The sequence below is a fragment of the Candidatus Chloroploca asiatica genome (assembly GCF_002532075.1).
In the GTDB taxonomy this organism is placed as follows: domain Bacteria; phylum Chloroflexota; class Chloroflexia; order Chloroflexales; family Chloroflexaceae; genus Chloroploca; species Chloroploca asiatica.
Genome location: NZ_LYXE01000015.1, coordinates 82,834 through 108,149 on the forward strand (window position 1 = coordinate 82,834; position 25,316 = coordinate 108,149).

Genomic DNA, 25,316 nt, shown 5'->3' on the forward strand with positions numbered 1-25,316 from the left:
TTATATGCTCACATTCAGTGGATTTATATAGGGCTGCTAAGTAATGGAATGAACTATAACATGAATAGTTACAACGTGGTTACTTTAGTTAAAAAATATCTCCGGTATGGAATGATTTCTTTACAAGATATTCGGCAAACACAACGGTTGCGCTAACACCCATAGTGGAGAGAACGCACTCTAAAAGCAGATAGCCCCAGTTACGACAAGCAAGGGCTGGTAGACATCCCAAAACAGAACCAGGATGACCCTGAACAACCCGGCAGAGGCGCTGTTTTGCTGTTATAATATCTCCTATCCTAACGGCCCCAACGAAGATCATACGCCCGTGAGAGTTGAGAACTCAAGGGTGACAAGGAGGTCATGTCGCGATGAGCAACCAGCGAGAGGTAGTGGTACTCAGCGGAGTTCGCACAGCTATTGGCGGATACAATGGTAGTCTGAAAGATCAGACACCAACTGAGCTTGCAGCGGCAGTGGTGCGTGAAGCAATTGCCAGGGCCGGGATCGAAGGCAAAGAGATCGAGCACGTTGCGTTCGGCCATGTCATCAACACCGAACCACACGATATGTATCTTGGTCGCTACGCGGCAGTGAAGGGTGGCGTTCCGGTTGAAACACCGGCGATGACGCTTAACCGGCTGTGTGGGAGTGGGTTGCAGGCGATTGTTTCGATGGCCCAGGCAATCCAACTAGGCGATGCTGATGCGGCTATTGGCGGTGGTGCCGAGGTCATGAGCCGCAGCCCGTACAGTTTGCCAGGGATGCGCTGGGGTGCCCGGATGGGCGACAGTAAAGCCGTAGATATGATGGTTGGAGCACTGTCAGATCCATTTGACGATGTCCACATGGGCATCACCGCCGAGAATGTAGCCGAAAAGTGGGGCATTACGCGTGAAGCCCAGGATGCCCTGGCGGTCATTAGCCACCAGCGTGCCGCCGCCGCCATTGCCGATGGCCGCTTCAAGTCGCAGATCATGCCCGTCGAACTGAAGAGCCGGGGTGGCACCCAGATTTTCGATACAGATGAGAATCCCCGGGCCGACACGGCCATCGAGAGGCTTGCCAAGCTGCGTCCCGTCTTCAAGAAAGATGGGAGTGTCACCGCAGGCAATGCGTCAAGCATCAATGATGCGGCGGCGGCGGTCGTATTGATGGAACGGGCCACTGCCGAACGGCGTGGGTACAAGCCAATGGCACGGTTGGTCGGCTATGCGCACGCTGGCGTTGAGCCGAAATATATGGGCATAGGACCAGTGCCCGCCGTCCACCGCTTGCTCGAGCGCACCGGAGTGAGTCTCGGCGAGATTGACATTTTCGAAGTCAACGAGGCGTTCGCGGCCCAGGCCCTCGCAGTCTGCAATGATCTAGGCTTGCCCGAAGATAAGACCAATCCGAATGGCAGCGGCATCTCGCTCGGTCACCCGATTGGGGCCACCGGCGCTATTTTGACGGTCAAGGCAGTGCATGAACTGCATCGCATTGGGGCACGCTATGCCCTGGTGACAATGTGTATCGGCGGTGGTCAGGGAATTGCAGCGCTCTTTGAGCGGATGTAGCACCAAAACCGGCTCGCTGTTGAACGGGAGAGACGCACGAAGTAGCTGTCAAGCAGCTTGAGACCTCACAGGTCTTGCAGACCTGTGAGGCATGGAAGTACCAGGTGCGGCGCGGAGTAAGGTGTAATCTACAACGATAATCAAGGAGGTATGCTGATGGGGCGTCTCGATGGCAGGACGGCACTGGTAACCGGTGCTTCACGGGGAATTGGCCGAGGGATCGCGATTGAACTTGCTCGCGAGGGGGCAAAAGTCGCTATTAATTTTCAGAATAGTCAGGCCCGGGCTGAAGAAGTCGCCGAAGAGATTCGTTCTTTTGGTGGCGAATGTATGCTCGATCAGGCCGACGTGGCGCACCCTGAAGCAGCTCGCGAGATGGTCAAACGGGTCGTCGACACATGGGGCCGCATTGACGTCCTGGTCAATAATGCAGGCATCACCCGCGATAAATCGATCCGCAAAATGACGGATCAAGACTGGCTCGAAGTCATCCAGACGAACCTCAATGCGGTCTTTTTCTGCACAACCGCAGCGATGCAGCCCATGATTGAGCAGAAGTTCGGGCGGATTATTAACATTAGCTCGATGAATGGACAGACGGCGGCCTTTGGCCAGGCCAACTATGGTGCTAGTAAAGGCGGTATTATTGCCTTTACCAAGACGGCAGCGCTTGAGCTAGCCAAGTTCAATATCACAGTCAACGCGATCGCACCGGGCTTTACGCTTACCGATATGCTGTCCAAGGTACCTGAAGACGTACAAAACCAGATCAAGACCCGCATTCCGATGGGGCGGTTTGGTACGCCTGAAGAGATCGCACGGGCGGTGATCTTCCTGGCTGCCGATGGTGACTATGTCACTGGGACGCAGATCAATGTCAACGGTGGCGCGTACATGTAGAACCGCGCTGCTCTGCCAAGAGAGTGAGCAATGAGCGGGGTATGGGGCCAGATAGCTCATTGCTCACTCTCGCTTAGGGCTTGGCGCTTCGTTCGAGAATCTCTTTGATCTCGCTCGAATAGCCTTCCCAAACCTGGAGCATCTCTTTGTTCATGCGCTGCTGGAGTTTGATGGCATCGGCAATGGCCTGTTCGGCTGAGCCACGCATGCTGCGGCTGTAGTCCCAGTTTTTGAGCACCACGTCAAAGGCAAGATCAGTGCTAGCTGTCATCAATTCATTCCATGCCCGCATCGAACGCATCACTATTTCGGTGGTATCAGTGTATTGCTGGCGCATACGTTCTTGAAGCTGCTCTACCTCATTACTTGCCATGGGAGTTCCTCCGGTGTATACTACTCATAACGCGCTGCGTCAAATTCTAATATGACTATCGCGTATTCATACGATCTAGATTGCTAATCAAGACGATGGTATCACCGACAGTTACAGGTCAGTTCGGTGACGAAACCAGCCACGATGGGCTTTTGCTCACGAGGCTAACTTCACCTGCGCAACAAACACGCCTCTTACGCCGCCAACGGGTAGAGACAACCCTCTCGGCAGCCCTTGATTATCCTATCTGTCTGGTGGTTGCGCCTGCAGGAAGCGGGAAAACGACCGCAATGGCCGCGCTGGCAACCTATGGTGGATGGCCTGCGGCGTGGTGTCGTGCCCGAGCTTCTGATGATCCGGCCCTTTTGCTGCGCCATCTTGCCGCAGCTTTTCGGCCTGTTGCTGCACTCGACGAAGGCCACATCGTGGCGGCCTTACAGCGTGCAACGGATGATCCACTGGGTGCGGGGATTGATACGTTCGTCAATGAACTGGCGGCTGCGCTTGATGATGATACGCTGCTTGTGGTTGATGATTATCATGTCATCGATCAGAACCCTACCTTACAGGCTATCTTTGAACGCCTCTTGGCGATTCAACCCCTCCGCTTGCATTTGACCCTCGTCACGCGGGTTGAACCTCATCTCATGGCGGTTGAAACGGCGCGGATTCGCGGGGAACTCTTGAGTATTGATGAACGTGATCTGGCGTTTACCACTGATGAAGCCCGAGCGCTCGCCGTCTTGCTCGGGACAAAGATCCCCTCTGATCTCGACGAGTTGGTTCGGGTGAGCCGCGGGTGGCCGTTGGGTGTACAGGCTGGTCTGGCGGCTGATAGTTGGCCCGTCGCGCTGGGCTTGCGTGGATCGGCACCCCTTGACACGTATCTCAAGCGTGAGGTGTTCGATCCGCTTGCACCGGATCTACAGCGCTTTCTGTTACAAACGGCCGGCTTACGCCAGCTTGAGCCTGATCTCTGTACCTTGCTGGTGGACAATCAGATGGTTGGGCGTCAACTTGCGCACCTGGAACGAAAACGACTCTTTATTGAACGTGATACCGAAGGGGTTGCCCGGATCCAGCCCGTGTTTCGATCGTTTCTGGCACGGGTCGCCGAGCAGGAACTGACGACCTGGCCGCTCTTGCACCAGCATGCCGCAACCTATTATCACGAGCGCGGTGATAGGGAAGGTGTGATGCACCATCTGTTGCTCGCAGGCGATCATGATGCGGCAACGATACGATTGATCGAGGGGGCCACTACGCTGCTTGATACCGGACATGCCGAGCAGGTGCTGACCTGGGCTGTGCGTCTGATCCAGACTCATGGTGATAGGCCCGCGTTGCGCGAGATTCAGGCGGCAGCACTGCGCCGTCTGGGGCATTATGAAGAGGCCCTGCAAGCCTATGCTGCCGCTAGCAACGCCTTTGCCGCCGTCGATGATCTCGAAGGCCAGGTGCGCTCACTCCACGGTCAGGCAGCGGTCTATCTTGACACCGTGCAACCGGCCCACGCAACCGACCTGCTCAAGCAAGCCTTTCGCCTCTTGCCACCTGAACGCACGGCCGAACGAGCTGATTTGCTCCGCATGCAAGCCGAAAATTGGGCCAATCGAGGACGCGCCGATGTGGCTCTAATCCTTGAACAGGCCGCCCGCCGCCAGGAACATGGCAATGCGCGGCGGAACAATGATGAGGTAAAACAACGCCAAACAAACGGTCCACCGCGCGATCTTTTGCCACCGCGCTTGTTGTTGCGCGCCGGACGCCTCGACGAGGCACGCCAGCAACTCGAAGCTCAGCTCTGGGCAGAAGCAGCTATTTCACCCGATGGGGCGAGACTTTCAGCCCATCGTGAGCCGTTGCTCTTGCTGGCCTTGATCTATGGCATGCTTGGCAGTGGCACCCGTGCGCTCGCCATGGCGCAACGCGGCCTCGTTGAGGCGCAACAGGTTGGGTCACGCCTGACCGAAGCCATCGCGCTGTTGCGCGTCGGACACGCGTATCAACTGGTGAGCCCAAATGATATGCAACCGGTGATCCAGCGCTATACCGAGGCAATGAACCTCATTCAGTCAGTCGGCGTGACCCGTACCCGCGCCGAAGGCTACATGGGCTTGACGTTGCTCTATGGGCATGCCGGCGACCTGCCTCACGCCGAGGCCGATGCCCGCGAGGGTTTGCAGATTGCCGCAGCCGCCGGTGATGAGTGGACGGCAGCGTTGATTCTGTTAGCCCTCGGTGGGGCCGCCGTTGCCGGTGGCGATCACCGTGCCGGCGAATGGCTCGAACAGGCACGCCAGCGCTTTGCGCGTGGTGGTGATGCGTACGGCCTCGCGGTGACCACCCTCTGGCGCGCCATTGCGGCCTGGCGTGCCGGTGATATGAAAGTCGCCGATCAGGCTATTTCTGAAGTGCTGCACGCCGCCGCCGAGCGTCGCTATGTCGGGATTTTGATGGGGCCAAGCCTCTTTGGGCCGCGTGATATGGCCTCACTGGTGCCGCTCTTGTTGCGGGGCCGGTCGCTGAATGGGCACGCGGAACTCGCCCGGTTGCTGTTGCGCCAGGGCTTTCCGACGATTGCCGCTGATGATACCGTCGAAGATTACCATCCCGGCTATACGCTGCGCGTGCAGATGCTTGGCACCTTTCGCGTCTGGCGGGGTGCCCAAGAGATCCAGGCCCGCGAGTGGCAACGTGAGAAGGCGCGGCAACTCTTCCAATTGCTCTTGACCTATCGCGGACACTGGGTGCAACGTGAGCAGATCTGTGCGTGGCTCTGGCCTGACGCCGATCTTGAAGCGGCTGAACGCCAGTTTAAGGTAACCCTCAATGCACTCAATGCCGCCCTCGAACCAGCGCGTCCACCGCGGGTCGCGCCCTTCTTTGTCCGTCGCCAAGGGCTCGCCTATAGCTTTGCCCCATCCTATGGGGTCTGGATTGATGTCGATGAGTTTGAGTTGCGCGCCGCTGCCGCCTTTGCCAGTGATGATGCCGATTTTGCCCGGCGCAGCGCCCAGATTGCGGTTGGCCTCTATCGCGGTGATTACCTGGCCGAGTCACTCTATGATCCCTGGACAACCGAAGAACGCGAGCGTTTGACGGCGCGCTTTCTGGCCATTGCGGTGCGTTATGCTACCCGGTTGAGCAACGAAGGCGATCAGGCCCGGGCCATTCAACTCTGTGAGCAGGTGTTGCGCCGTGACCGCTGTTATGAAGAGGCTTATCAGGTCTTGATGCGTGCCCACGCCCGTACCGGTAGTCGCTCGCAGGCCTTGCGAAGCTATAATCGGTGTGTCCAGTCCCTCCGCGATGAATTGGGGATGGAGGCACTGCCCGAGACCGAGGCGCTCTATGAGGCGCTCAAACGGAATGAGACGGTGTAACCGCAATGCTTTGCACCTAAGGTTGGCCCCTGTTTGACGCAAAGGCGCAAAGGCGCGAAGCTTAGGGCGATTGCATCTTCTGTGCATGCACCCCACCAGGGCACCCGCAAGGGGTGCCCGTACACCGGGCCCGGGGGCCGCCGTTTGCGCCGCTGGTTGCATGCACATGCTGCCACATAGGGCGTATTTTTATCCGGTTTCGTATAATGCAATCTCCCTAGCGCGAAGCTTCGGTAGTATGGTGGCTCAAGGTGGGATATGATAAGATATGCACGGGGCATGTCCCCTGAAGAATCATCATTGTTATGGAGTAAGCGAAAGCATGGCAACAGTTTTTTGGGTTCATAGCATCTTTGGTGAGCGTGTCCTGCCTTTTCTCATTATTTTGATGGCGATCTTCCTGACGGTCACCTATAAACCAGGCATTGAGTCACCCCGTTTTGCGCGTTTGTTCCCGGTGCTCGTCGATCTGCAAGTTGGGCTTGGCATCATCTACTGGTCGTTTTTGCTCTGGAATACGAGTGGGGCGAGTCAAGAACGCCTCTTCAGTTTTCCGTTTATTTTGCACCCGATGCTGGGCATTCTTGCCGCTGGTGTAGGACACATGTCAATTAGTGATAAAGGCCCCCTGGCAAAACTGGGGCGTTGGGGGCCACTCGTGACCCTCTCGCTCTTGCTCGTGCTGGTGCTGAGTACCGTCCTCGTAGGGTTGCAAAATTAGCTCACCAGACAAGCGCCACCTTCCTGGGTGGCGCTAGAGGCCACACACATGCACCCCGGCAGCCCGCAGGCCTTCGCGCAGATACACAGCGCGATCAGCGGCCCCCGGGGTGTCGCCATGGAAACAGAGGGTGTCGGCCTCGATGGGAATTGGAAGGCCGTGGGCAGCCATCACGGTTCCTTGCTGGACGATCTGAAGAGCTTGAGCGAGATTAGCTACCGGATCGGTGATTAGCGCACCAGGTTGATCGCGGGGCAAGAGCGTGCCATCCGCCGCATATCCACGGTCAAGAAAGGCTTCACGGGCAACGGGTAAACCCAGGGCTTGCGCAGCGGTGATCAGGAACGAACCAGCAAAGCCAACCAGGATCAAGGTTGGATCAACGGCGGCGACGGAACGGGCAATCGTCTCGGCTACCACAGGGGTTTGGGCCGCAAGATTATAGAGTGCGCCATGAGGCTTGACATGGCGCAGAGAAACCCCTTCAGCACGAGCAACGGCCTGCAAAGCCCCGATCTGAACCAGCAAGCTTGCCTCGAGCTCTTCAGCACTCATCGGCAAGACCCGTCGGCCAAACCCCTCGCGATCAGGGTAGCCTGGATGCGCCCCAATTGCGACCCCGAAGCGCTTGCATAAACGCACCGTTTGCCGCATCACCAGCGGATCACCAGCGTGCGCTCCACAGGCTACATTCGCCGACGTCACATGGGGCAGCACGGCGGCATCATCACCCATGACCCATACGCCAAAGCTCTCACCACAATCACAATTGAGATCAATGTGCATCTTGTATGTTCCTTTATCTATGCTGATGCTACGGTAAGGGTTGTCGCCCCAACTCCAAGCTAGTTGCCACCTGAACAGTTGCACTTGCGACAACTCGCAAGATCCGTTACATTTTACCGTACCATACGCCGATAGCTTGTGGTATGATTGAGCCGTCCAGAAGCGTCCTGTCGAATCAATGGTGTCGCAGCGTACGTTTCGACATAGCAAAGAGGGGAGGAACAGATGCAGTTCCCTGATTACATCAAGCACGAACGCCTGAAGCAGTGGGTTAGTGAGATGGTGGATCTGTGTAAGCCAGATAAGGTTCGCTTTTGTGATGGTTCACAAGAGGAGTATGACCAACTCTGTGAGGAGATGGTCGAGGCTGGTACCTTTATCCGTCTCAATCCCGAGAAACGCCCGAATAGCTTCCTAGCCCGTTCGGATCCTAGTGACGTTGCGCGGGTTGAGGATCGCACGTATATCTGCTCGATCTCCAAGAATGATGCCGGTCCGACGAACAACTGGATGGCACCCAAGGAGATGAAGGAGATCATGGCGGGGCTGTTTGATGGATGTATGCGTGGGCGCACATTGTATGTGATTCCCTTTAGCATGGGACCGCTTGGTTCACCAATTGCCCAGATTGGCATCGAAATCAGCGACTCAGCCTATGTGGTGGTCAATATGAAATTGATGACCCGCATGGGCAAGAGCGTCTATGATGTGCTTGGCGAAGATGGCGAGTATGTGCCATGTGCGCATACCGTTGGGGCACCGCTTGAGCCCGGTCAGAAGGATGTGCCTTGGCCCTGCAATCCAACGACCAAGTATATCGTCCACTACCCCGAAGAGCGGGCGATCTGGTCGTATGGCTCGGGATACGGTGGCAACGCGTTGCTAGGCAAGAAGTGTCTGGCGCTGCGCATCGCCTCGGTGATGGCCCGTCAAGAGGGTTGGCTCGCCGAGCATATGCTCATCCTGGGGGTGAAAGAGCCGAGTGGGCGCAAGTCGTATGTGGCGGCAGCCTTCCCGTCGGCCTGTGGCAAAACCAATTTTGCGATGCTGGTTCCACCCAAGATCTTTCAGGATGAGGGCTGGGAAGTTACGACGGTTGGTGATGATATTGCCTGGATCAAACCCGGCCCCGATGGCAGGCTCTATGCGATCAATCCCGAGTCAGGCTACTTTGGCGTGGCCCCTGGCACGTCGAACGAGACTAACCTGAGTGCGATGCAGAGTTGTGCCAAGGATACGATCTTTACGAATGTGGGCCTGACTGATGATGGCGATGTCTGGTGGGAAGGCATGACGAAAGAGAAGCCTGCCCATGCGATTGACTGGAAGGGCAACGACTGGACACCCGAGAGCACCACGCCGGTAGCCCACCCCAATGCACGGTTTACCGCCCCGGCGATCAACAATCCGGTACTCGATCCAGCCTGGGACGACCCGGCAGGTGTGCCTATTCAGGCCTTCATCTTTGGTGGGCGGCGCAGCAATACGGTTCCTCTGGTCTACCAGGCCTTCAACTGGAACTATGGCGTCTATCTGGCCGCCACGATGGGCTCAGAGACAACCGCCGCTGCCTTTGGACAGCAGGGTGTCGTGCGTCGCGATCCGTTCGCGATGCTGCCCTTTGCCGGGTACCATATGGGCGACTACTTTAACCACTGGCTCCAGTTTGGGCGTGAGATCTACAATCCGCCCCGTATCTTCAGTGTCAACTGGTTCCGCAAAGACGAGAATGGCAAGTTTGCCTGGCCGGGCTTCGGCGAAAATATGCGTGTGCTCAAGTGGATTGTGCAACGCTCGCATGGCGAGGCGGTCAGTGTTGAGAGTCCAATTGGCTGGATTCCCAACTACGAAAATCTTGACTGGCGCGGGCTCGACTTCAGCCGCGATCAGTTCGATAAGGTGATGAACATGAACCTCAGTGATTGGCAGCAAGAAGTGCTGCTGCACGAGGAACTGTTTATCAAGCTCTATGATCGCTTGCCGAAAGAGATGATCAATATGCGTGAGTTGATCCTCTCGAGCCTCTGGCGGACACCAACCAACTGGGGGCCAACCCACGAATAGAGCTACATCTAGCTGAGTTGCGATAAAAGGGCTGACCTTGTCAGCCCTTTTGCGATCACGTTGGGTTCCAAAACCCGGTTGTTGGTTCGTTTTGGCGACAAAGCCGCCAAAACGAACCAACAACTTTGACAGAAGATGCCCTTGCGTGTAACATAGGCGGTGAGCCCCTCACAAGTTTCGATCATATATGAGTCGACTGCCATAATGCGGGAGCATTGCCGACCAAAGGCCATGCAGGAACGCCGTATTGTTTTGTTGAACCAGGCAAAGCGTGTGCCCCTGGATCAGCAGGGAGGTTGCCGCGTGCGAGGATTGCTGCGTCTCTCCAAAGGCATTGATGCCTTTACCGAGTTGGTTGGAAACATTACGCTCTGGTTGGTGCCGGTTGTGGTTGGGATTGGTGTGTGGAATGTCTTAAATCGCTATGTCGGGCGGGCGATTGGACAGACACTGGGTTCAAACCTCTACATTGAGGCTCAATGGTATGTCTTTTCAATCATTTTTTTAATGGGTGCTTCATATGCACTAAAACATGGCGAACATGTGCGCGTTGATGTCTTTTATGGTATGTACTCACCTCGACGCAAGGCATGGGTTGATCTCCTTGGAACCTTTCTCTTTCTCATTCCCTTCTGTCTGCTGCTCATCTATTTTACGTTGCCGTATGTCCAGAACTCGTGGCAGATCCTTGAAGGCTCGCCTGATGGATCGGCCGGCTTGCCCCGTTATCCTCTCAAGACATTTATTCTTGTCAGTCCTGTTCTCCTGATTATTCAGGGTATTTCCGAGGCAATTAAGAACGCGGCTTTCTTGATGGGCTATAGCGATACGACAGGAACAGGGAAAGAACATTCGGCAATGACAAAGCAACTGCGGATAGACAAGGGGAAATAGCGAAGGTGTGCGGTTTGGGGCTTCACGCGAGCAAGCATCAGTGAGTGGGTTCAGACCTTGTCTAACGGAGAATTGTATGGATTACGAGTGGCTTGGACCGTTGATGTTCCTGGGTGCGCTGGTGATTCTGGGCATTGGCTACCCGGTGGCCTTTTCGTTGGGCGGGGTCGCGATTATCTTCGGTTTGATCGGTACATCGTTGGGGGTCTTTGATCCGATTTTGATCCGGGCGATGCCGTCGCGTATCTTTAACATTATGTCTAATTTTACGCTGCTGGCGATCCCCTATTTTATCTTTCTCGGCTCGATGCTCGAAAAGTCAGGCTTAGCCGAAGATTTGCTTGAAACGATGGGGGTGCTCTTCGGGCCAATGCGCGGTGGTCTGGCCGTTGCGGTCGTTTTTGTGGGGACACTGCTGGCGGCGACGACCGGTGTGGTGGCGGCGACCGTGGTGGCAATGGGCCTGATCTCACTGCCCATTATGCTACGCTACAACTATGATAAGGGGCTTGCCTGTGGCGTTATCTGTGCCTCGGGGACGCTCGGTCAGATTATTCCTCCCTCAGTGGTGCTGGTCGTGCTTGGTGACCAGATTGGGGTTTCGGTAGGCCGTCTCTTCATTGGTTCGCTGATCCCTGGTCTGCTGCTCGCGTTTTCGCTCGGCTTTTATTGCTGGGTGATTGCGCAACTCAGGCCAGCGATAGCCCCTGCGCTGCCCCTCTCGGCCCGTACAGTCAAGGGCTGGGCGCTCGCTTCGCAGGTGATGCGCGTGATGGTGCCACCGCTGTTGCTGATCTTTGCGGTGCTTGGTTCGATCTTTTTTGGCATCGCAACGGCTCCCGAAGCCGGTGCCGTCGGTGCGCTCGGGGCAACTCTGCTGGCCCTCGCCAATCGTCGTCTGAGCCTCAGTACGTTTCGCAATGTCGCCGATGCGACGCTGCGCAATGTGACGATGGTGCTCTTTATTCTGATTGGTTCGACAGCCTTCGCCCTGGTCTTCCGTGCGCTTGACGGCGATAAGTTTGTCTTTGATATCCTCGCCAATCTACCCGGTGGGGTCTGGGGCTTTATGGCAGCGAGTATGCTGCTCGTCTTTGTGCTTGGTTTCTTTATTGACTTTTTTGAGATCTGTTTCATCGTGATTCCGCTCTTTGTGCCTGTTGCCAATGCGCTTGGCATTGATATGATCTGGTTTGGTGTGATTATGGGCGCCAATCTCCAGACGTCGTTCCTGACGCCGCCCTTTGGTTTTGCGCTCTTCTATTTGAGCGGCGTTGCACCGCCCGAGATCAAGACAACGGATATCTATCGCGGCGTCATTCCCTTCATTCTGATTCAGATCATGGTGCTGATTGTGATCGTTCTTTTCCCATCATTGGTCACCTATCTGCCCTCGGTCTCCTTCAGCCGTTAGAGCAGGTTTGACGCAAAAGCGCAGAAGCGCGAAGGTTTGAGGTAGCAGAAGAGGCCAGCAATGCTGGCCTCTTTTTGTGTCTGCCCGTACCGTGAAGCGCTAATTGGGGCTGATCAGCATCGGCGACTCGTGGTCATTGTCGATCACTTCTGCTTCTTCAACCGAGAGGGCCGCCAGACGGTCATCGCGATCAAGATTGAGCACAATGACACCCTGCGTATTGCGCCCGAGTTGGGCGACCTCATCGGCACTCGTCCGCATAACAACGCCCGCCGCCGTGATGAAGGTCAAGAGGGAGTTGTCGGTAACAATCGCAGCCCCCGCAATTTCGTCGCCAGGACGAAGTTTCATGGTGATAACCCCACCCGTGGCACGCCCTTTGGTGGGATATTCGGCCAGAGCGGTGCGTTTGCCCATGCCACGCGCAGTGACTACGAGCAGATCCTGGCCCGGTTGCACCAGTTGCATGCTGATGACCCGATCATTCGCGTCAAGGCTGATCCCGTTGACCCCTGTGGCCGGGCGGCCCATTGGTCGTACTTCGCTCTGCTTGAAGCGTGCCGTCTGCCCCCGTACCGTCGTGAGCAGGATATCCTCGCTCCCGTGACTTACATGCACCCACCCAAGCACATCGCCATCTTCGAGGCCAATGGCAATCAGGCCATTCGAGCGTACCTGGCTATATTCGCGCAAGAGCGTACGTTTGATCTTGCCTCGCTGTGTCGCCATCACAAGATATTCGCCATCAAAACTGGACACCGCTAGCATGCTAGTCACCTGTTCGCCTGGTTCAAGCGAGATCAAATTGACCAGCGGCAAGCCTTTGGCTGTCCGTGAACTGTCGGGCACCTCGTGGGCCTTGAGTTGATAGACTTTGCCTTTGTCGGTGAAGAAGAGCAGATTCTCGAGCGAGCTACAGGTGAGCAGGTGGCTGACAATATCTTGCTCGCGGGTCTTCATGCCTTTCACCCCACGCCCGCCACGGCGCTGGGTGCGATACACATCGGCGATCTGGCGCTTGATATACCCACGGTTCGTGAGCGTAATCATCACCCGAATATCAGGAATGAGATCTTCGTCGCTCACCTCGCCGCTGACATCGGGCACAATGCGCGTACGCCGCTCATCGCCGTACTTCTCTTTGAGCCCGCGCAGATCGGTCTGGATCATATGCAAGACCCGCTTGGGGTTGGCGAGGATATCTTCAAGCTCGGCGATCAGTTTGATCACCTCGTTATACTCGTCCTCGATCTTCTTACGCTCAAGCGCAGCGAGACGCCGGAGTTGCATATCGAGGATGGCATTAGCCTGAATTTCGCTGAGCGAGAAGTTGCGGATCAAGTTGTTGCGGGCGCTATCGGTCGTTCGCGACTCACGAATGGTCCGGATCACCGCATCAATATTATCGAGCGCAATCTTGAGCCCCTCAAGAATGTGGGCGCGGGCACGGGCCTTCGCCAAATCAAACTCAGTCCGGCGCCGGATCACCTCCTGCCGATGGTTGATATACTCCTGCAACATACGCTTGAGCGTGAGCACCCGTGGTTGGCGCCCGGCATCGACCAGGGCAAGCATATTGATGCCAAAGGTCGTCTGCATCTGCGTATGCTTGTAGAGCGCATTGAGCACCTTTTTCGGCTGGGCGTCCTGCTTCAGCAGAATGACCAGACGCATCCCGGTGCGGTCTGATTCATCGCGGACATCACGAATGCCTTCGATCTTGCGATCCTTGACCAGTTCCGCCATACGCTCTTGCAGACGTGCTTTATTGACCTGATAGGGCAACTCAGTGACAATAATATTGAACGCCCCCCGCGAGCCCTCTTCGATATGGGCCTTGGCCCGCAGAATAATCTGGCCACGCCCCGTCGAATAAGCCGCCAGGATGCCCTCGGTACCAAGAATGCTCGCTGCGGTCGGAAAATCGGGGCCGGGCAGGAACTTCATCAACTCTTCGACCGTCGCCTCGGGGTTATCGATCAAATGAACCAGCGCATCACAGACTTCATTGAGATTGTGGGGCGGAATATTCGTTGCCATCCCGACGGCAATCCCAGAGGCACCATTGAGCAAGAGATTGGGAAGTGTGGCCGGCAACACCGAAGGCTCGCGGTACGAACCATCGAAATTATCCCGAAAATCAACGGTATTCTTCTCAATATCAAAGAGCAACTCTTCGGCAATCGCCGTAAGCCGCGCCTCAGTGTAACGCATCGCCGCTGGCGGATCGCCGTCGACACTATTATGCACAACGCAACCGTTGGCGAGCATAAAATTGTGATGCTCATCAACCGTAATGTCGTAAACATCAACCCGCTCATCAAGCCAGCGCACGGATACAACACGGTGATTATGCGTCGCAGCAACCTGGAGCAAATCCTCAAAGCTGGTGAAATAACGCGTCAGCTTCGTGCTACGGGTAGTAAAGCCACGCTGCTCATTGTAGCGATCAGCCAGGTGGTGAACGAACTCGTATTTGCTAGTACTGGGTTGAAGCACGCGCAAGTAGTCATTCGAGCCATGTCGAACCGGGGCAGTATCAAAGTACCCAGCCATCAGGCTGTCTTCAATCGTCAGTTCGTGGGCCTGCTTCCAGGTACCATCACGGAGCATGAAGCGGTGGTCGGGCGTACAGCGCACGGTCGAGCCATCATCAAAGGTGAGCTCAACCAGTTCTGCATCGCGACGAGTAATGCGTGAGTAGCGACCTTCACCAATAACAATCTGCCCAGTGCTGTTGACTGAATAGACGTAGAAGATCTCGTCAGGCGAAAGCTCTGCTAGTTCAGCAAACGTACGCTCAGTGCCATCGAGCAACTTGATGCGGGTATCCCCAGTAAAGCAGCCAAAATTCCCCTGGCCATCTACCAACGGATACCGCATACTCCACGGCTGGGCCATGCGCGCCAGCGCATCGTAGACGGCACTGTCGCCGTGGGGGTGCATTTTGCCGAGGACGTCGCCGACGATGCCGGCACTCTTTTTGTAGGGCCGATTATTACGATAGCCCATGTCCCACATGCCATAGAGGATGCGCCGTTGCACTGGCTTGAGACCGTCACGGGCGTCGGGTAAGGCCCGTGAGACGATGACGCTCATGGCGTAGCTCAGGTAGGCGGTGCGCACTTCGCTCGTGATACTGATGGGCCGGACAATGCCAATCTCCATGTCATACTCCATCGACTCGAAAACGGGGGCTCTGCGCCCCCGTCAGATTAAGCAATACAATAGGCTCGTTTCCTCGAATTACGGCTTTCTGATGCGCTGTTTATCGGTTATCATTATACTCGATCCGGTGGCTTTTGTCTAGTATTATCAAACATTTGTTTCTATGAATATTTCTTTGACATGGTCAATGCAACCGCTCGGTGAAGGGGCGTTGTTGCTTGAATGTACACCCGTTGATACGCTGACGAATCGTCTCATGCTTGCGCTCGCCGATCAGGTGACGGCCCTCGATCTGCCAGGCATTGAGGTGGCCTTGCCAGCATGGGCGTCGTTGATGGTGTTGTTTGATCCGCTGTGCCTGACGCGAACCAGGCTTGAGGCGGTGTTGACAGCGTTGGTGCGGGAAGTTGAGCCCGCCCCAGCGCGACCTGCGCGGGTAGTAGACATCCAGGTGCGCTACGGTGGCGAGGATGGCCCCGATCTGCCCGAGGTGGCGGCATATCTCGGGTTGAGCGAGGCCGAGGTGATTGCATTGCATACGAGTCAGATCTATCGGGTGATGATGATCGGTTTTGCGCCGGGGTTTCCGTATCTGGGGCCGTTGCCAGCGGCACTTGATCTGCCCCGACGTAGCACGCCACGCACGGCGGTTCCGGCTGGTTCGGTTGCGATCGCCGCCGGTATGACCGGGATCTATCCGGCCCGGCTGCCTGGCGGGTGGCATCTCATCGGGCGAACCGAGGCCCAGCTTTTTGATCCGTTGCGTGATCCGCCGACGCTGGTGCTGCCGGGGGATGGAGTAAGATTTAACGCAGAGGCGCAAAGGCGCAAAGGCGCGGAGGGGAGCGATGAGTAGAGGGCCAGGGTTGCGGGTGGTTACAGGGGGATTATTGACGACGGTGCAAGATCAGGGACGCCTGGGGGCACTGCGCTACGGCGTGCCACGAGGCGGAGCCATGGATCGCTTTGCCCTCTATGCGGCGAATCGCCTGGTGGGCAATGCCCCCGACGAGGCTGGCCTTGAGATCCTGGCGAGCGAAGTATGCTTCGAGGTCTTGCAGCCGAGTTTGCTCGCCCTCACCGGCGCACCCATCGAAGCATATTGGAACGATGCGCCGCTGCCACTCTGGACAACGATCCTGGCACGACCGGGTGATCACATCTCGCTCGCCGGGAAACGCCACGGCTGGGGCGCACGGAGCTACCTGGCGCTCGCGGGAGGCGTTGAGGTTCCAGTGGTACTGGGATCACGTGGAACGCACCTGTCAGGGCGTTTTGGAGGGCTTGCAGGGCGAGTCTTGAGGGCAGGCGACCTGGTGATGCTCCGCGAACAACCGAACGACCCTCTGCGGAGAGCCGGGCAAGCTTGGCCTGCCGAGGCTCGTCCACCCTATGGGCCAAAGCCGAGCCTCCGTTTCACCGCAGGGCCACACCAGCATTGTTTTGGTGCAACCAGCAGCGAGGCCCTCGCGCAAGCAGAGCTACGGGTGAGCGACCACGCAAATCGGATGGGCTACCGGCTCGACGGGCATACCGTGGAACTAACCCGTCTCTGCAGCCTGCCCTCGCTCGGCGTCTTGCCTGGTGTCATCCAGGTTCCGCCTGACGGAAAACCGGTGTTGCTCATGGCTGACGCCCAGCCAACAGGTGGCTACCCAATCATCGGGGTCGTCTGCGCCCCTGATCTCGACGTGGCGGCGCAACTCTTGCCAGGCGACAGCCTGCAATTAAAACCCATCGGGGAAGATGAAGCAATTGAAGCCCGTCGCAACTACGCCAGATGGAAGGCAACGCCCCTAGAGCCTGACGACACCGTCGCGCAACTCGCCCTGGCGGGGGGGTGACTCGTGTTGACGCAAAGGCGCAAAGGGGGTTGAGACCGCTGATTTGACGCAAAGGCGCAAAGCTCCGCATAGAGATGCATCAAACCTTCGCGCCTTTGCGTCAAATCAGCAGAAAATGTCATTCACACACTGTTGAGCCCACGCACCGCGACCGGCCCAAAGCCAATGAAATCGGCTGAAGTGAGTTGATAAGCCACCCCATTGATGGTGTGGTTGATCGCATTCTGGTGATCATGGACACGGTGGAGATGTCCATAGATGCAGGCACTTGCCCCGGAAGCCGCAATCCGGTGCGCAAACTCAGTAGGCTGCTGGTTGACAAACGGAGGGTAGTGGAGCATGATGATAAGCGGGCGCTCGTTGGCGGCCAATTGCTGACCATGCGCAATCGCCCGCTCGAGCATACCCAATTCACGGCGATAGATGGGCTCATCGGTCGAGGCATCATAACCCGGCATTTCGGGTGTCACCCAGCCGCGGGTACCACAGGCAACGGCTGAACCAAGATCAAAGGCATCAGCCCCGATCAGATTCAGCGAGGGAGGCATGTGGCGGCGCATCGAACCGACCTTGCGCTGGCACCAATAGTCATGATTGCCACGGATCAAAACCTTGCGCCCCGGTAACGCATCAATCCACCGCAGATCCACCAGTGCATCAGCGAGCTTGAGCGCCCACGAAATATCACCAGCGATCAGTACCCAATCATCAGGCGCCACCCGAGCACGCCATGCCGTCGCAATACGGGTCGCATGATCCCTCCAATGGGCACCAAAGATATCCATCGGCTTGGGGTGAGCATGAGAAAGGTGTAGGTCAGAGATGGTCCAGATCATATATATTGCTCGCAGACGCAAGGTGAGTTGCGCCCATACCCCGAAGAGAAACGCCGCGCTCGATTGCTCGGCGCGGCGCTCAGCATGGTGGGCCCCCAGGGACTCGAACCCTGAACCAATTGATTAAGAGTCAACTGCTCTACCATTGAGCTAGAGGCCCGAAGATCGCCTATAATTATACAAAGCTCCCTTCAGACTGTCAACCTAGTAATAAAATATGCCGATTGACGATTACTATCAGGAATATGGCCCGATCCGACGGCGTCGTGGCACGACAGGGATCGGCGAACATGATCAACAACCGCCTGAGGATCCGCATACACCGCGCGAGCCGCGCCGACGCGAGCCGCGCCGACGGAGGCCGAGGCGTGTTCGGCGCAACTGGTGGGGGTGCCTCTTGCCCATCACAGGGCTGGTTCTCGTACTCCCATTGTTGGCACTCTACGGCCTCAATTTCGTCTTGCGCGACCAGGCGCTGCCAGGCGTAGCGATTCAAGGTGAGTCGGTGGCAGGCAAGAACCGGAACGAGATTGCGGCAATGATCGAGCACCGTTACGCTGAATTTTTGCATCACCCGATTGCGCTCGTCTATCGCGACGAAAGCTGGCAACCGCCCCTGGCCGATCTCGGCGTACGGTTCGACAGTGAGGTGATCGCACGCCAGGCGCTTGCTGCCGGACGGCAGGGCGACCCGCTCACCCGAGCGCGCGAACTCTGGCACCTCTGGCGTGAAGGGCTCGAACTCGCACCAGCATTGAGTGTCGACCAGCGCGCCTTGCAGAGCTACCTGCTCACGCTGACGCCACGGATCGAGTACCCGCCCCAGGATGCGGCGCTCAGCATCGCCTCGGCCAAAATTGTTGGCACCCCAAGTACACCCGGCGTGCAGGTGCTCGTTGATGCCACCGCCAACGATATTCTGCTTGCCCTGCTCGAGTTGCGCCCCCAGGAAGTGACGATCCGTACCCGCTTGCTTGCGCCAGAGGTTGGTGATGAAGCCCTGGTTGAAGCGCAGGCACGGGTGGCCGAGGTGTTACAAACACCGCTCGAACTGCAACTCAACGAACAGCGTTGGATCTGGGCACCCGAGCGTCTGGCTGAATTGCTCCAGGTCGAACCGGTTGAAGACCGCCTCGAAGTACGCGTCGATCCGCAACGCCTTGCGCGCGCCGTTGAGGGTCTGGCCCAGCTTGTTGATACAGGTACAGCCGAACCCCGGTTGCGCTTTGAGGCTGGAACAGTACGGATTATTGAAGAAGGCCGCCCGGGATGGCGCCTCCGGCAAGAAGATGCCGCCAACGAGATTGCGAACGTGCTCTTGAGCAGCGCTCCCACCACGCGAACGCTCGCGCTCCCTGTCGATCAGCTTGAACCCGAGATCACGGCTGACCGCATCACCGAGCTTGGCATCAATACGCTGGTCGCCGAAGGCAAAAGCAGTTTTGTCGGCTCGGCGGCCTACCGGATCACCAATATCCGCGCTGGGTCTGCACGCATGGATGGGGTCTTGATTGCACCAGGCGAGGAGTTTTCCTTTAACCGCCAGCTTGGTGAAGTTGATGCAGCCAATGGTTTTGTCGAAGGCTACGCGATCATTGGCAACCGGACACAACTTGAATGGGGTGGCGGGGTTTGCCAGGTCTCGACCACGGTCTTTCGCAGCGCGTTCTGGGCCGGGTTGCCGATTACCGAACGCCACGCCCACGCTTTTTATATTAGCTGGTACGATCGCTTTGGTTTGGGACCCAACGGTGATGGGCAAGGCCTGGATGCCGCCATTTATACCGGCGTCACGGATCTAAAGTTCGTCAATGATACCGGCAACTGGCTGTTGATGCAGAGCAGGATGGACGAAGCCAACCAGATGCTTACCATTGAATTGTATGGCACCCCGCTGCCACGCGAGGTTCGTCTGGAAGGTCCGTTGATCAGCAACGAAGTACGCGCCCCGGCCCAACCAGTCTATATTGATGATCCCACCCTGGCCCGTGGGATGGTGCGCCAGAGTGATGTGGCCCGCAACGGGCGTGACATCACCATCCAGCGCGTCCTGCTCAGCAACGGGGCCGAGATTGGCCGTGACACCTTTGTGACCCGTTTTCGCGCCTGGCCGAATATCTTTCTGCGTGGTACTGGCTAAGCGTGTCGTGTACCCTTGATTTGAGACCACAGCCCAGAGGTACAAGAAAGCCATGAGCCTCGAGCCGATCAAATGCCGTGCGTGTGGCCATCTCAATCCACCAGGCTCACGCTTTTGCAATGCGTGCGGCAGTTCCCTGCTCTTCATTCGTCCCCTTCGTTTGCAACGCAAGAGCGAAGCAAGTGACGACGAACCAACGCAGGCTCAGCCTGAAACAGAAGTGAGTGAGCTTGAGGCTGAAACCCTGACGCCCGGGATCACCATTGATCCCGCCGGGCGTTATATGCTCACCCGCGCGATTGGTCAGGGTGGGTTTGGCCATGCCTACCTTGCCTTTGATCGCCAGTTGCAACGCTACTGTGTCGCCAAACGCCAAGTCACTAATCCTGAATGGGATGTGCGCACCCGTGAGCAAGCCCTGCGCAATTTTCATCGCGAAGCCCGCTTGCTCGTCACCCTCAATACCCCCGGCCATCCCAATATTCCCGAGATTTATGAGTATCTGCCCGAGCAGCGCTTTCTGGTGATGAAGTATGTCGAAGGCCGCGACCTCGGGCTGATTGTGCATGAACAGGGCGGGCGGCTCACCGTCGAAGAGAGCCTGACAATTGCGCGTGATATCGCCGATGCCTTGGTCTATATGCATGCACGCGAACCCGAGCCGGTTCTCCATCGCGATATCAAGCTGGCAAATATCTTGATTGACAGCGCTGGACGGGTCTGGCTCATTGATTTTGGCCTGTCACGCGTTGCGCCGGTACAAGGCGAAATCAAGCCCGATGACACCCAGTTGGCTGGCACCCTCGGGTTTACGCCGCCTGAACAATGGCACGGCAAAGCCGAGCCACGCTCAGATATTTACGCGCTCTCGGCAACGCTCTATATTCTGCTCACAGGCTTTCACCCAGAGTTGACGCGTGAGAACCTAAGCGAATTCCTGCTTGGCAAAGTTCAGCCCTATCCTCCGCTCCGCACCATTGATGCGGAACTCCCCCTCGAAGTTGAGGCGCTCTTGATACGTGGACTTGCCCTGGAACCCGAGCAACGGCCTGATGCAGAGAGTTTCCTCGCGACCGTGCGCGAACTCTTGATGCCCATCAGTCATACCGACTTGCAGGCACCTGATGGCAGTGAACTTGCCGACGAAACAGCCCTGCGGCAATGGGCCGAAACCCACTGGACAGATGCAGCGACCTGGCTCTACAGCACCTTACCTGACCAGGTTGAGCAATTGTGGGGGCGGAACAAGCTTGCAGCTGATATGCGCCGGGCCGTTACCTCGCATAGTGATGATATGCACGCCGGCCTTGATAGCTTGCTTGCACGTCTCGATACCGAAAACTTTGGGGCCGCTCGGCACCAGTTGGTGACGGATCAACGGAGCATTGACTTTGGAGCGTTGAGCCTGGATGAACGTCGCGATGTGTGGCTCAAGCTGAGTAACAAGGGGCGACGTTATCTCCAACTGACAATTCAAACCCCGCGCTGGATCATCGCAGGCACAAAGAGCGTCAGTTTGCCACCTGGCACGCACCAACGTCTGAAACTTACCGCCGATATGCGACGGGTTGAAGATAGTGGCATCTTCCATGACATGCTGATCCTGAGAGATGCGACAGGGGCTGGTTTTCAGATTGAACTCCATGCCCGCCTCTCGCGCTGGCGGGCCTTTCTCCGCAGTGTCGCCGGGAGCCGAAGCAACGACTGGACAGCCGGCAATGCACGGCTACTCCGCACCCTCCAGGCCCACCGCGGTGGAGTCTGGGCGCTTGCCTTCAGCCCTGATAATCACAACTTGGTCTCGGGTGGAGCAGATGGGATAGTACAGATCTGGCGGGTTGCTGACGGCAGTCTGGTGAGCCACCTTGACGAACAGGCCGGCAATGCCTTGAATGCGAGCTATAGTCCTGATGGCCTTTTGATCGCGATCACGGCAAGCGATACCGGGATCAAAATCTGGCGTTCCCACGAGCGCAAACTGATGCTGACGATACCGAGTCACGTCAGTTATCAAGAGAATATCTACTTTAGCTACGATAGCCAGGCGCTGATCAGCAATGGCAATGATGGAACCATCCGCTACTGGCGCCTCCGCGATGGCAAGCAGGTGAAACTAATCCAGACCGTCAAGAGTGCCCTTTCGTTTACGTGCCGTCCCGATGTGCAAGTGCTGGCTGTTGGTTGCAGCGACGGGGTGATCCGGCTCTATGACGGGAAAGAAGGGCATCTGCAAGCGAGCCTGAGCGGGCATCGGAGCGAAGTGAATTGTGTAACGTATAGTCGTGATGGGAGCATGTTCGCGTCGGGGGGCAATGACGGAATGATTTGTCTCTGGGACGGTGAGCGTGGCACATTGGAACAGACGATCCAGGCACACCAGAATGCGATCCGTACGCTGGCAATCCATCCTGATGGCTTGTTGATCGCGTCAGGTGGCGTCGATGGAAGCATCAAGCTATGGCGGACAAACGACGGCCACCTGTGCCAGACGCTCAGCGGGCATAGTGGGGGCGTCTTACGCATCACCTTTAGCCCTGAGGGTGATCTGCTGGCGTCGGGAGGGAGCGACGGGAAGGTTTTGTTCTGGCAGGCGTGAGCCGCTTGACGAGGCTCACACCTGCCGGGTGACAGTTGAACTTTAGGGCTGTCGCCCTAAAAAACCGGCTTCTTTCGCAAAAAAAGCCAGCGACGCTGGCTTTTTTGCGAAAGAAAGATTTTTGTGAACCGCAGGCTTAAGCTAATACGTGTGGGCCACCGGCCCTATACGCTATTCAGGTTGCAAAACGAGTTCGCTTCCGGCGACCCAACCTTCGCGACCGTCGGCGGCACGAATACGCCACCAGGGGTAGCCATCGAGTTGCGTCGGACCTTCGAGCAAGGTCATCTGGGTTCCAGGGGCGAGGCCATCAAACGCATTGGAATTGAGCCCGGGTTTATCACGGAGGCGCAGGTTCTTGCCACCAGCCTTTTGCACCCAGGCGGTGACGCCAACGGCAAGCACAGCCGGTTTTGGCGCGCCACCAAGGACAACGCGACTACCCTCGGCAACAGCCTGTGAGGCAGCCGACGCGGTGCTGGTTGCGGCTGCTGTGGCAGCAGCTTTGGCTTTGTTCGCCTCTTGCTGAGCCTTGTTGAGGTCGGCCTGCATCTGACGCATCTTCGCCTGAGCATCGGCAACCGCTTTGTTGGCCACGTCAACTTTCTCGGCATCCTTCCTGGCTGCCTCCAGCTTCTTTTCGAGTTCAGCAACCTCTTTCGCTTTGGCTGCGACCTGGTCGCTCATCTCGCGCATCGCCTTCGACATCTGCTCCTTCTGCGCCTCGATCTCAGCCCGGGCCTTCTCTTCCTCTTCCTGCTTCTTCTTGTTGTTGCCAAAGTTGATCATAAATCGATCCTCCTGTTGTTAGGTAATGGCGGATTCCAGTATTCTCGATGGACTTATAACGCAAGTTCAACCACGACGGTACCAGCGCGTTGGGAGATAGCGGTAAGCGTCATAACGCCACCCTCAGGCGCACGCACGACCCACTCGACCTTGCGGAGATTATCGGTGGGATAATCGCTCCCCCAGACACTCCGCTTACTGGCGCGGCCCTCGAGCTGGCCAAGCTCCATCAAAGCCTCACCAGCCTCAAGGCTTGCCCCGTGCGGCAACGCCAGACGCACCTCAACAGGCCGCACGGTGCGCAAATCTTGTGCACGCTTGCTGCCATAGGTCGGCAAATAGCCACTATTGACCACCAGCGCCCGCACGCGGTAGAGCGCATCGCCGAGCGGTTCGGCTTCGACGCGGCGCACCTCAAGGCGCGGACCCATCAGGGCATGGGCCAGCACAAATTCCGTATTTGGTTCAAGCGTCTTGAGGAGAAACTGCTCGGGAGGATTGCCAAAGGTACGGCGTTCGATCCAGCCGCCGAGCTCCACCTTGCCCAACTGGGGATGATCGAACGGGTGCCAGGCGACAAAACCACGGCCACCGAGCTGTTCATCGTTCCACTGCAACAGCTTGAGATCATCTTCTTCGGGATGCGAGCGGAACCACTCGATAAAATCACGCTCTTTGATCCCCGCCTCGCCAATCATATCCCAGAGTTCGACCGTAAACGCAAAAATGCCCAACTGGTCATAGGCCCAATCATCAAACGCCCCGGTCATCACTTTACGGGGATGGTAACGAAAGCCGTGATAGACCGACAGATGCGGATACCCGGTCAACGCCTTGCCCCGCTCACCGATCTCCTGATACGTCCAGAGATCATCAATCGACATTTGCTCATCGGGGCGATCCGAAAAGGGGCGCAAAATAGCGCCCGAGAAGGTATGGTACGAGATCGCGCAACTGACATTGAGGTGCGCCGCGAGGAACGCCACGGCGGCCCGCACCTCGGGTTCAGAGGCAGGAAAGGGGCCGGCCCCTTGCTGCTGGCCTTCGGGGAGCCAATTGAACGGGAAGTTACGGTTGAAATCAAGGCCCTGCACAGCGGGGGCCAGTTTGAGCTCATAACCATCGTAGTTACGGATCAAGCCTTCGGTATAGACCCGATAATAGGTACCACCGAACTCATCAGGTTCCCGACGGCGCATCAACCGGGGATCGCGTTCACTGATCTTCCAGTTGCCATCGGGATCCTCGATCCGCATATCAAGAATCAGCCCGTCGCCATCAAGATCGACGGGATAGAGGCCATCGCGCTCATCAGCATACGGATAACGCCGGGTACCAGAACGCACATAGAGCGGCGACGTGAGCGCCTGCTCCATCCCATCAGGATTGAGACAGGGCACCACATACAAAACCCGTTCATCAAGCAGGCGCGTGACCCGCGCATCGGTACCATACCGTGTAAGCACCGTCTGAATCACATGCAAAGCCCCCATACAACCTGTCACTTCAGTTGCATGGATATTCGCATCAAGCCAGAAGGCAGGCTTCGCGAGATCAGGGCCAGTCGCCTGATTGGTAAGTGTAGCACACCAGATAGCCCGCCCCTCGTGGCTTGTCCCAATGCTCGCGAGCGAACAGAGCGTCGGATAGCGCTCGGCAAAAGCATGGAGCGCAGCTTCAACCTCATGAGGACGCATATAGCTCGTAAATTCAATCATGCAGGCATAGTAGCACAGCGAGCAGGTAACAGCAAGATGTGAGACTGACAACAGGGCTGATGCAAAGTCAGAGCCAGCAGCGGCAACCGACACCATGTGAACACCTTTGCGGTAGGATGAAGATGGAA

17 protein-coding genes and 1 tRNA gene are annotated in these 25,316 nt (G+C 57.1%); 11 read left to right on the forward strand and 7 right to left on the reverse strand.

The features are described 5' to 3' along the window. The first annotated feature begins 371 nt into the window (after positions 1-371). Together A9Q02_RS01440 and A9Q02_RS01445 are read left to right on the forward strand one after the other, a co-directional pair. Positions 372-1,559 carry an acetyl-CoA C-acyltransferase family protein gene (locus A9Q02_RS01440; RefSeq protein WP_097650593.1) on the forward strand — a complete coding sequence of 396 codons (1,188 nt, stop codon included), beginning with the start codon at positions 372-374 and terminating at the stop codon, positions 1,557-1,559. A gap of 156 nt (positions 1,560-1,715) precedes the next feature. Beyond that, positions 1,716-2,459, forward strand: a complete 744-nt coding sequence (locus A9Q02_RS01445; protein WP_097650594.1) for a 3-oxoacyl-ACP reductase family protein — start codon at positions 1,716-1,718, stop codon at positions 2,457-2,459. 73 nt (positions 2,460-2,532) lie between these two features. Here the strand turns inward: A9Q02_RS01445 and A9Q02_RS01450 are convergent, their stop codons facing one another. Continuing rightward, positions 2,533-2,832 (reverse strand): hypothetical protein, encoded by a 300-nt coding sequence (locus A9Q02_RS01450; protein WP_097650595.1) that lies wholly within the window; start codon positions 2,830-2,832, stop codon positions 2,533-2,535. Between the two features lie 95 nt (positions 2,833-2,927). Between A9Q02_RS01450 and A9Q02_RS01455 the strand changes: the two genes are divergently transcribed. Both A9Q02_RS01455 and A9Q02_RS01460 read left to right on the forward strand, forming a co-directional pair. Next, on the forward strand, positions 2,928-6,218 hold the full coding sequence (locus tag A9Q02_RS01455) for an AfsR/SARP family transcriptional regulator (RefSeq protein ID WP_097650596.1): 3,291 nt from the start codon (positions 2,928-2,930) through the stop codon (positions 6,216-6,218). A gap of 322 nt (positions 6,219-6,540) precedes the next feature. Continuing rightward, positions 6,541-6,939: a hypothetical protein gene (locus A9Q02_RS01460; RefSeq protein WP_097650597.1), complete on the forward strand. Its 399-nt coding sequence runs from the start codon at positions 6,541-6,543 to the stop codon at positions 6,937-6,939. Positions 6,940-6,972: 33 nt separating this feature from the next. Here the strand turns inward: A9Q02_RS01460 and A9Q02_RS01465 are convergent, their stop codons facing one another. Continuing rightward, entirely contained in the window at positions 6,973-7,725 is a 753-nt protein-coding gene (locus tag A9Q02_RS01465; protein WP_097650598.1) for a LamB/YcsF family protein, read from the reverse strand. A gap of 225 nt (positions 7,726-7,950) precedes the next feature. On the opposite strand from A9Q02_RS01465, the gene A9Q02_RS01470 reads away from it, so the two are divergent. The 3 genes from A9Q02_RS01470 (at position 7,951) to A9Q02_RS01480 (ending at position 12,097) form a co-directional block, all read left to right on the forward strand. Further along, positions 7,951-9,789 carry a phosphoenolpyruvate carboxykinase (GTP) gene (locus A9Q02_RS01470; RefSeq protein WP_097650599.1) on the forward strand — a complete coding sequence of 613 codons (1,839 nt, stop codon included), beginning with the start codon at positions 7,951-7,953 and terminating at the stop codon, positions 9,787-9,789. Positions 9,790-10,092: 303 nt separating this feature from the next. After that, positions 10,093-10,683 (forward strand): TRAP transporter small permease subunit, encoded by a 591-nt coding sequence (locus A9Q02_RS01475; RefSeq protein ID WP_097650610.1) that lies wholly within the window; start codon positions 10,093-10,095, stop codon positions 10,681-10,683. A 76-nt stretch (positions 10,684-10,759) separates the two neighbouring features. Continuing rightward, positions 10,760-12,097, forward strand: a complete 1,338-nt coding sequence (locus tag A9Q02_RS01480; protein ID WP_097650600.1) for a TRAP transporter large permease — start codon at positions 10,760-10,762, stop codon at positions 12,095-12,097. Between the two features lie 99 nt (positions 12,098-12,196). On the opposite strand, the gene gyrA is transcribed toward A9Q02_RS01480, so the two are convergent. Further along, positions 12,197-15,265, reverse strand: coding sequence for a DNA gyrase subunit A (gene gyrA / locus A9Q02_RS01485; RefSeq protein WP_097650601.1), 3,069 nt, complete (start codon positions 15,263-15,265; stop codon positions 12,197-12,199). A gap of 163 nt (positions 15,266-15,428) precedes the next feature. Between gyrA and pxpB the strand changes: the two genes are divergently transcribed. Together pxpB and A9Q02_RS01495 are read left to right on the forward strand one after the other, a co-directional pair. Next, positions 15,429-16,121 carry a 5-oxoprolinase subunit PxpB gene (pxpB, locus tag A9Q02_RS01490; protein ID WP_245860182.1) on the forward strand — a complete coding sequence of 231 codons (693 nt, stop codon included), beginning with the start codon at positions 15,429-15,431 and terminating at the stop codon, positions 16,119-16,121. Beyond that, positions 16,114-17,109 carry a 5-oxoprolinase subunit C family protein gene (locus A9Q02_RS01495; protein ID WP_097650602.1) on the forward strand — a complete coding sequence of 332 codons (996 nt, stop codon included), beginning with the start codon at positions 16,114-16,116 and terminating at the stop codon, positions 17,107-17,109. The genes pxpB and A9Q02_RS01495 overlap by 8 nt, the downstream gene beginning before the upstream one ends. 122 nt (positions 17,110-17,231) lie before the next feature. Here A9Q02_RS01495 and A9Q02_RS01500 read toward each other — a convergent pair whose 3' ends face one another. Both A9Q02_RS01500 and A9Q02_RS01505 read right to left on the reverse strand, forming a co-directional pair. Then, positions 17,232-17,945: a metallophosphoesterase gene (locus A9Q02_RS01500; RefSeq protein WP_097650603.1), complete on the reverse strand. Its 714-nt coding sequence runs from the start codon at positions 17,943-17,945 to the stop codon at positions 17,232-17,234. A gap of 85 nt (positions 17,946-18,030) precedes the next feature. Further along, positions 18,031-18,105 (reverse strand) — tRNA-Lys (locus tag A9Q02_RS01505). A 57-nt stretch (positions 18,106-18,162) separates the two neighbouring features. Here A9Q02_RS01505 and A9Q02_RS01510 point away from each other — a divergent pair. Together A9Q02_RS01510 and A9Q02_RS01515 are read left to right on the forward strand one after the other, a co-directional pair. Continuing rightward, positions 18,163-20,085: a VanW family protein gene (locus A9Q02_RS01510; RefSeq protein ID WP_097650604.1), complete on the forward strand. Its 1,923-nt coding sequence runs from the start codon at positions 18,163-18,165 to the stop codon at positions 20,083-20,085. Positions 20,086-20,137: 52 nt separating this feature from the next. Next, positions 20,138-22,681, forward strand: a complete 2,544-nt coding sequence (locus A9Q02_RS01515; protein WP_097650605.1) for a WD40 repeat domain-containing serine/threonine-protein kinase — start codon at positions 20,138-20,140, stop codon at positions 22,679-22,681. A gap of 171 nt (positions 22,682-22,852) precedes the next feature. On the opposite strand, the gene A9Q02_RS01520 is transcribed toward A9Q02_RS01515, so the two are convergent. Both A9Q02_RS01520 and A9Q02_RS01525 read right to left on the reverse strand, forming a co-directional pair. Further along, positions 22,853-23,470, reverse strand: coding sequence for an SH3 domain-containing protein (locus tag A9Q02_RS01520; RefSeq protein WP_097650606.1), 618 nt, complete (start codon positions 23,468-23,470; stop codon positions 22,853-22,855). Positions 23,471-23,523: 53 nt separating this feature from the next. Beyond that, complete coding sequence (locus tag A9Q02_RS01525) at positions 23,524-25,284, reverse strand: M14 family metallopeptidase (RefSeq protein WP_245860183.1); 1,761 nt, start codon at positions 25,282-25,284, stop codon at positions 23,524-23,526. Positions 25,285-25,316 lie beyond the last annotated feature (32 nt).

Coding starts and splice junctions, on each gene's coding strand:
- A9Q02_RS01525 (WP_245860183.1), bottom strand. CDS start 25,284: ATGGTGTCGGTTGCCGCTGCTGGCTCTGACTTTGCATCAGCCCTGTTG.
- A9Q02_RS01520 (WP_097650606.1), bottom strand. CDS start 23,470: ATGATCAACTTTGGCAACAACAAGAAGAAGCAGGAAGAGGAAGAGAAG.
- A9Q02_RS01450 (WP_097650595.1), bottom strand. CDS start 2,832: ATGGCAAGTAATGAGGTAGAGCAGCTTCAAGAACGTATGCGCCAGCAA.
- A9Q02_RS01515 (WP_097650605.1), top strand. CDS start 20,138: ATGAGCCTCGAGCCGATCAAATGCCGTGCGTGTGGCCATCTCAATCCA.
- A9Q02_RS01495 (WP_097650602.1), top strand. CDS start 16,114: ATGAGTAGAGGGCCAGGGTTGCGGGTGGTTACAGGGGGATTATTGACG.
- pxpB (WP_245860182.1), top strand. CDS start 15,429: ATGAATATTTCTTTGACATGGTCAATGCAACCGCTCGGTGAAGGGGCG.
- A9Q02_RS01440 (WP_097650593.1), top strand. CDS start 372: ATGAGCAACCAGCGAGAGGTAGTGGTACTCAGCGGAGTTCGCACAGCT.
- A9Q02_RS01460 (WP_097650597.1), top strand. CDS start 6,541: ATGGCAACAGTTTTTTGGGTTCATAGCATCTTTGGTGAGCGTGTCCTG.
- A9Q02_RS01500 (WP_097650603.1), bottom strand. CDS start 17,945: ATGATCTGGACCATCTCTGACCTACACCTTTCTCATGCTCACCCCAAG.
- A9Q02_RS01470 (WP_097650599.1), top strand. CDS start 7,951: ATGCAGTTCCCTGATTACATCAAGCACGAACGCCTGAAGCAGTGGGTT.
- A9Q02_RS01445 (WP_097650594.1), top strand. CDS start 1,716: ATGGGGCGTCTCGATGGCAGGACGGCACTGGTAACCGGTGCTTCACGG.
- A9Q02_RS01510 (WP_097650604.1), top strand. CDS start 18,163: ATGCCGATTGACGATTACTATCAGGAATATGGCCCGATCCGACGGCGT.
- A9Q02_RS01455 (WP_097650596.1), top strand. CDS start 2,928: ATGGTATCACCGACAGTTACAGGTCAGTTCGGTGACGAAACCAGCCAC.
- A9Q02_RS01480 (WP_097650600.1), top strand. CDS start 10,760: ATGGATTACGAGTGGCTTGGACCGTTGATGTTCCTGGGTGCGCTGGTG.
- gyrA (WP_097650601.1), bottom strand. CDS start 15,265: ATGGAGATTGGCATTGTCCGGCCCATCAGTATCACGAGCGAAGTGCGC.
- A9Q02_RS01465 (WP_097650598.1), bottom strand. CDS start 7,725: ATGCACATTGATCTCAATTGTGATTGTGGTGAGAGCTTTGGCGTATGG.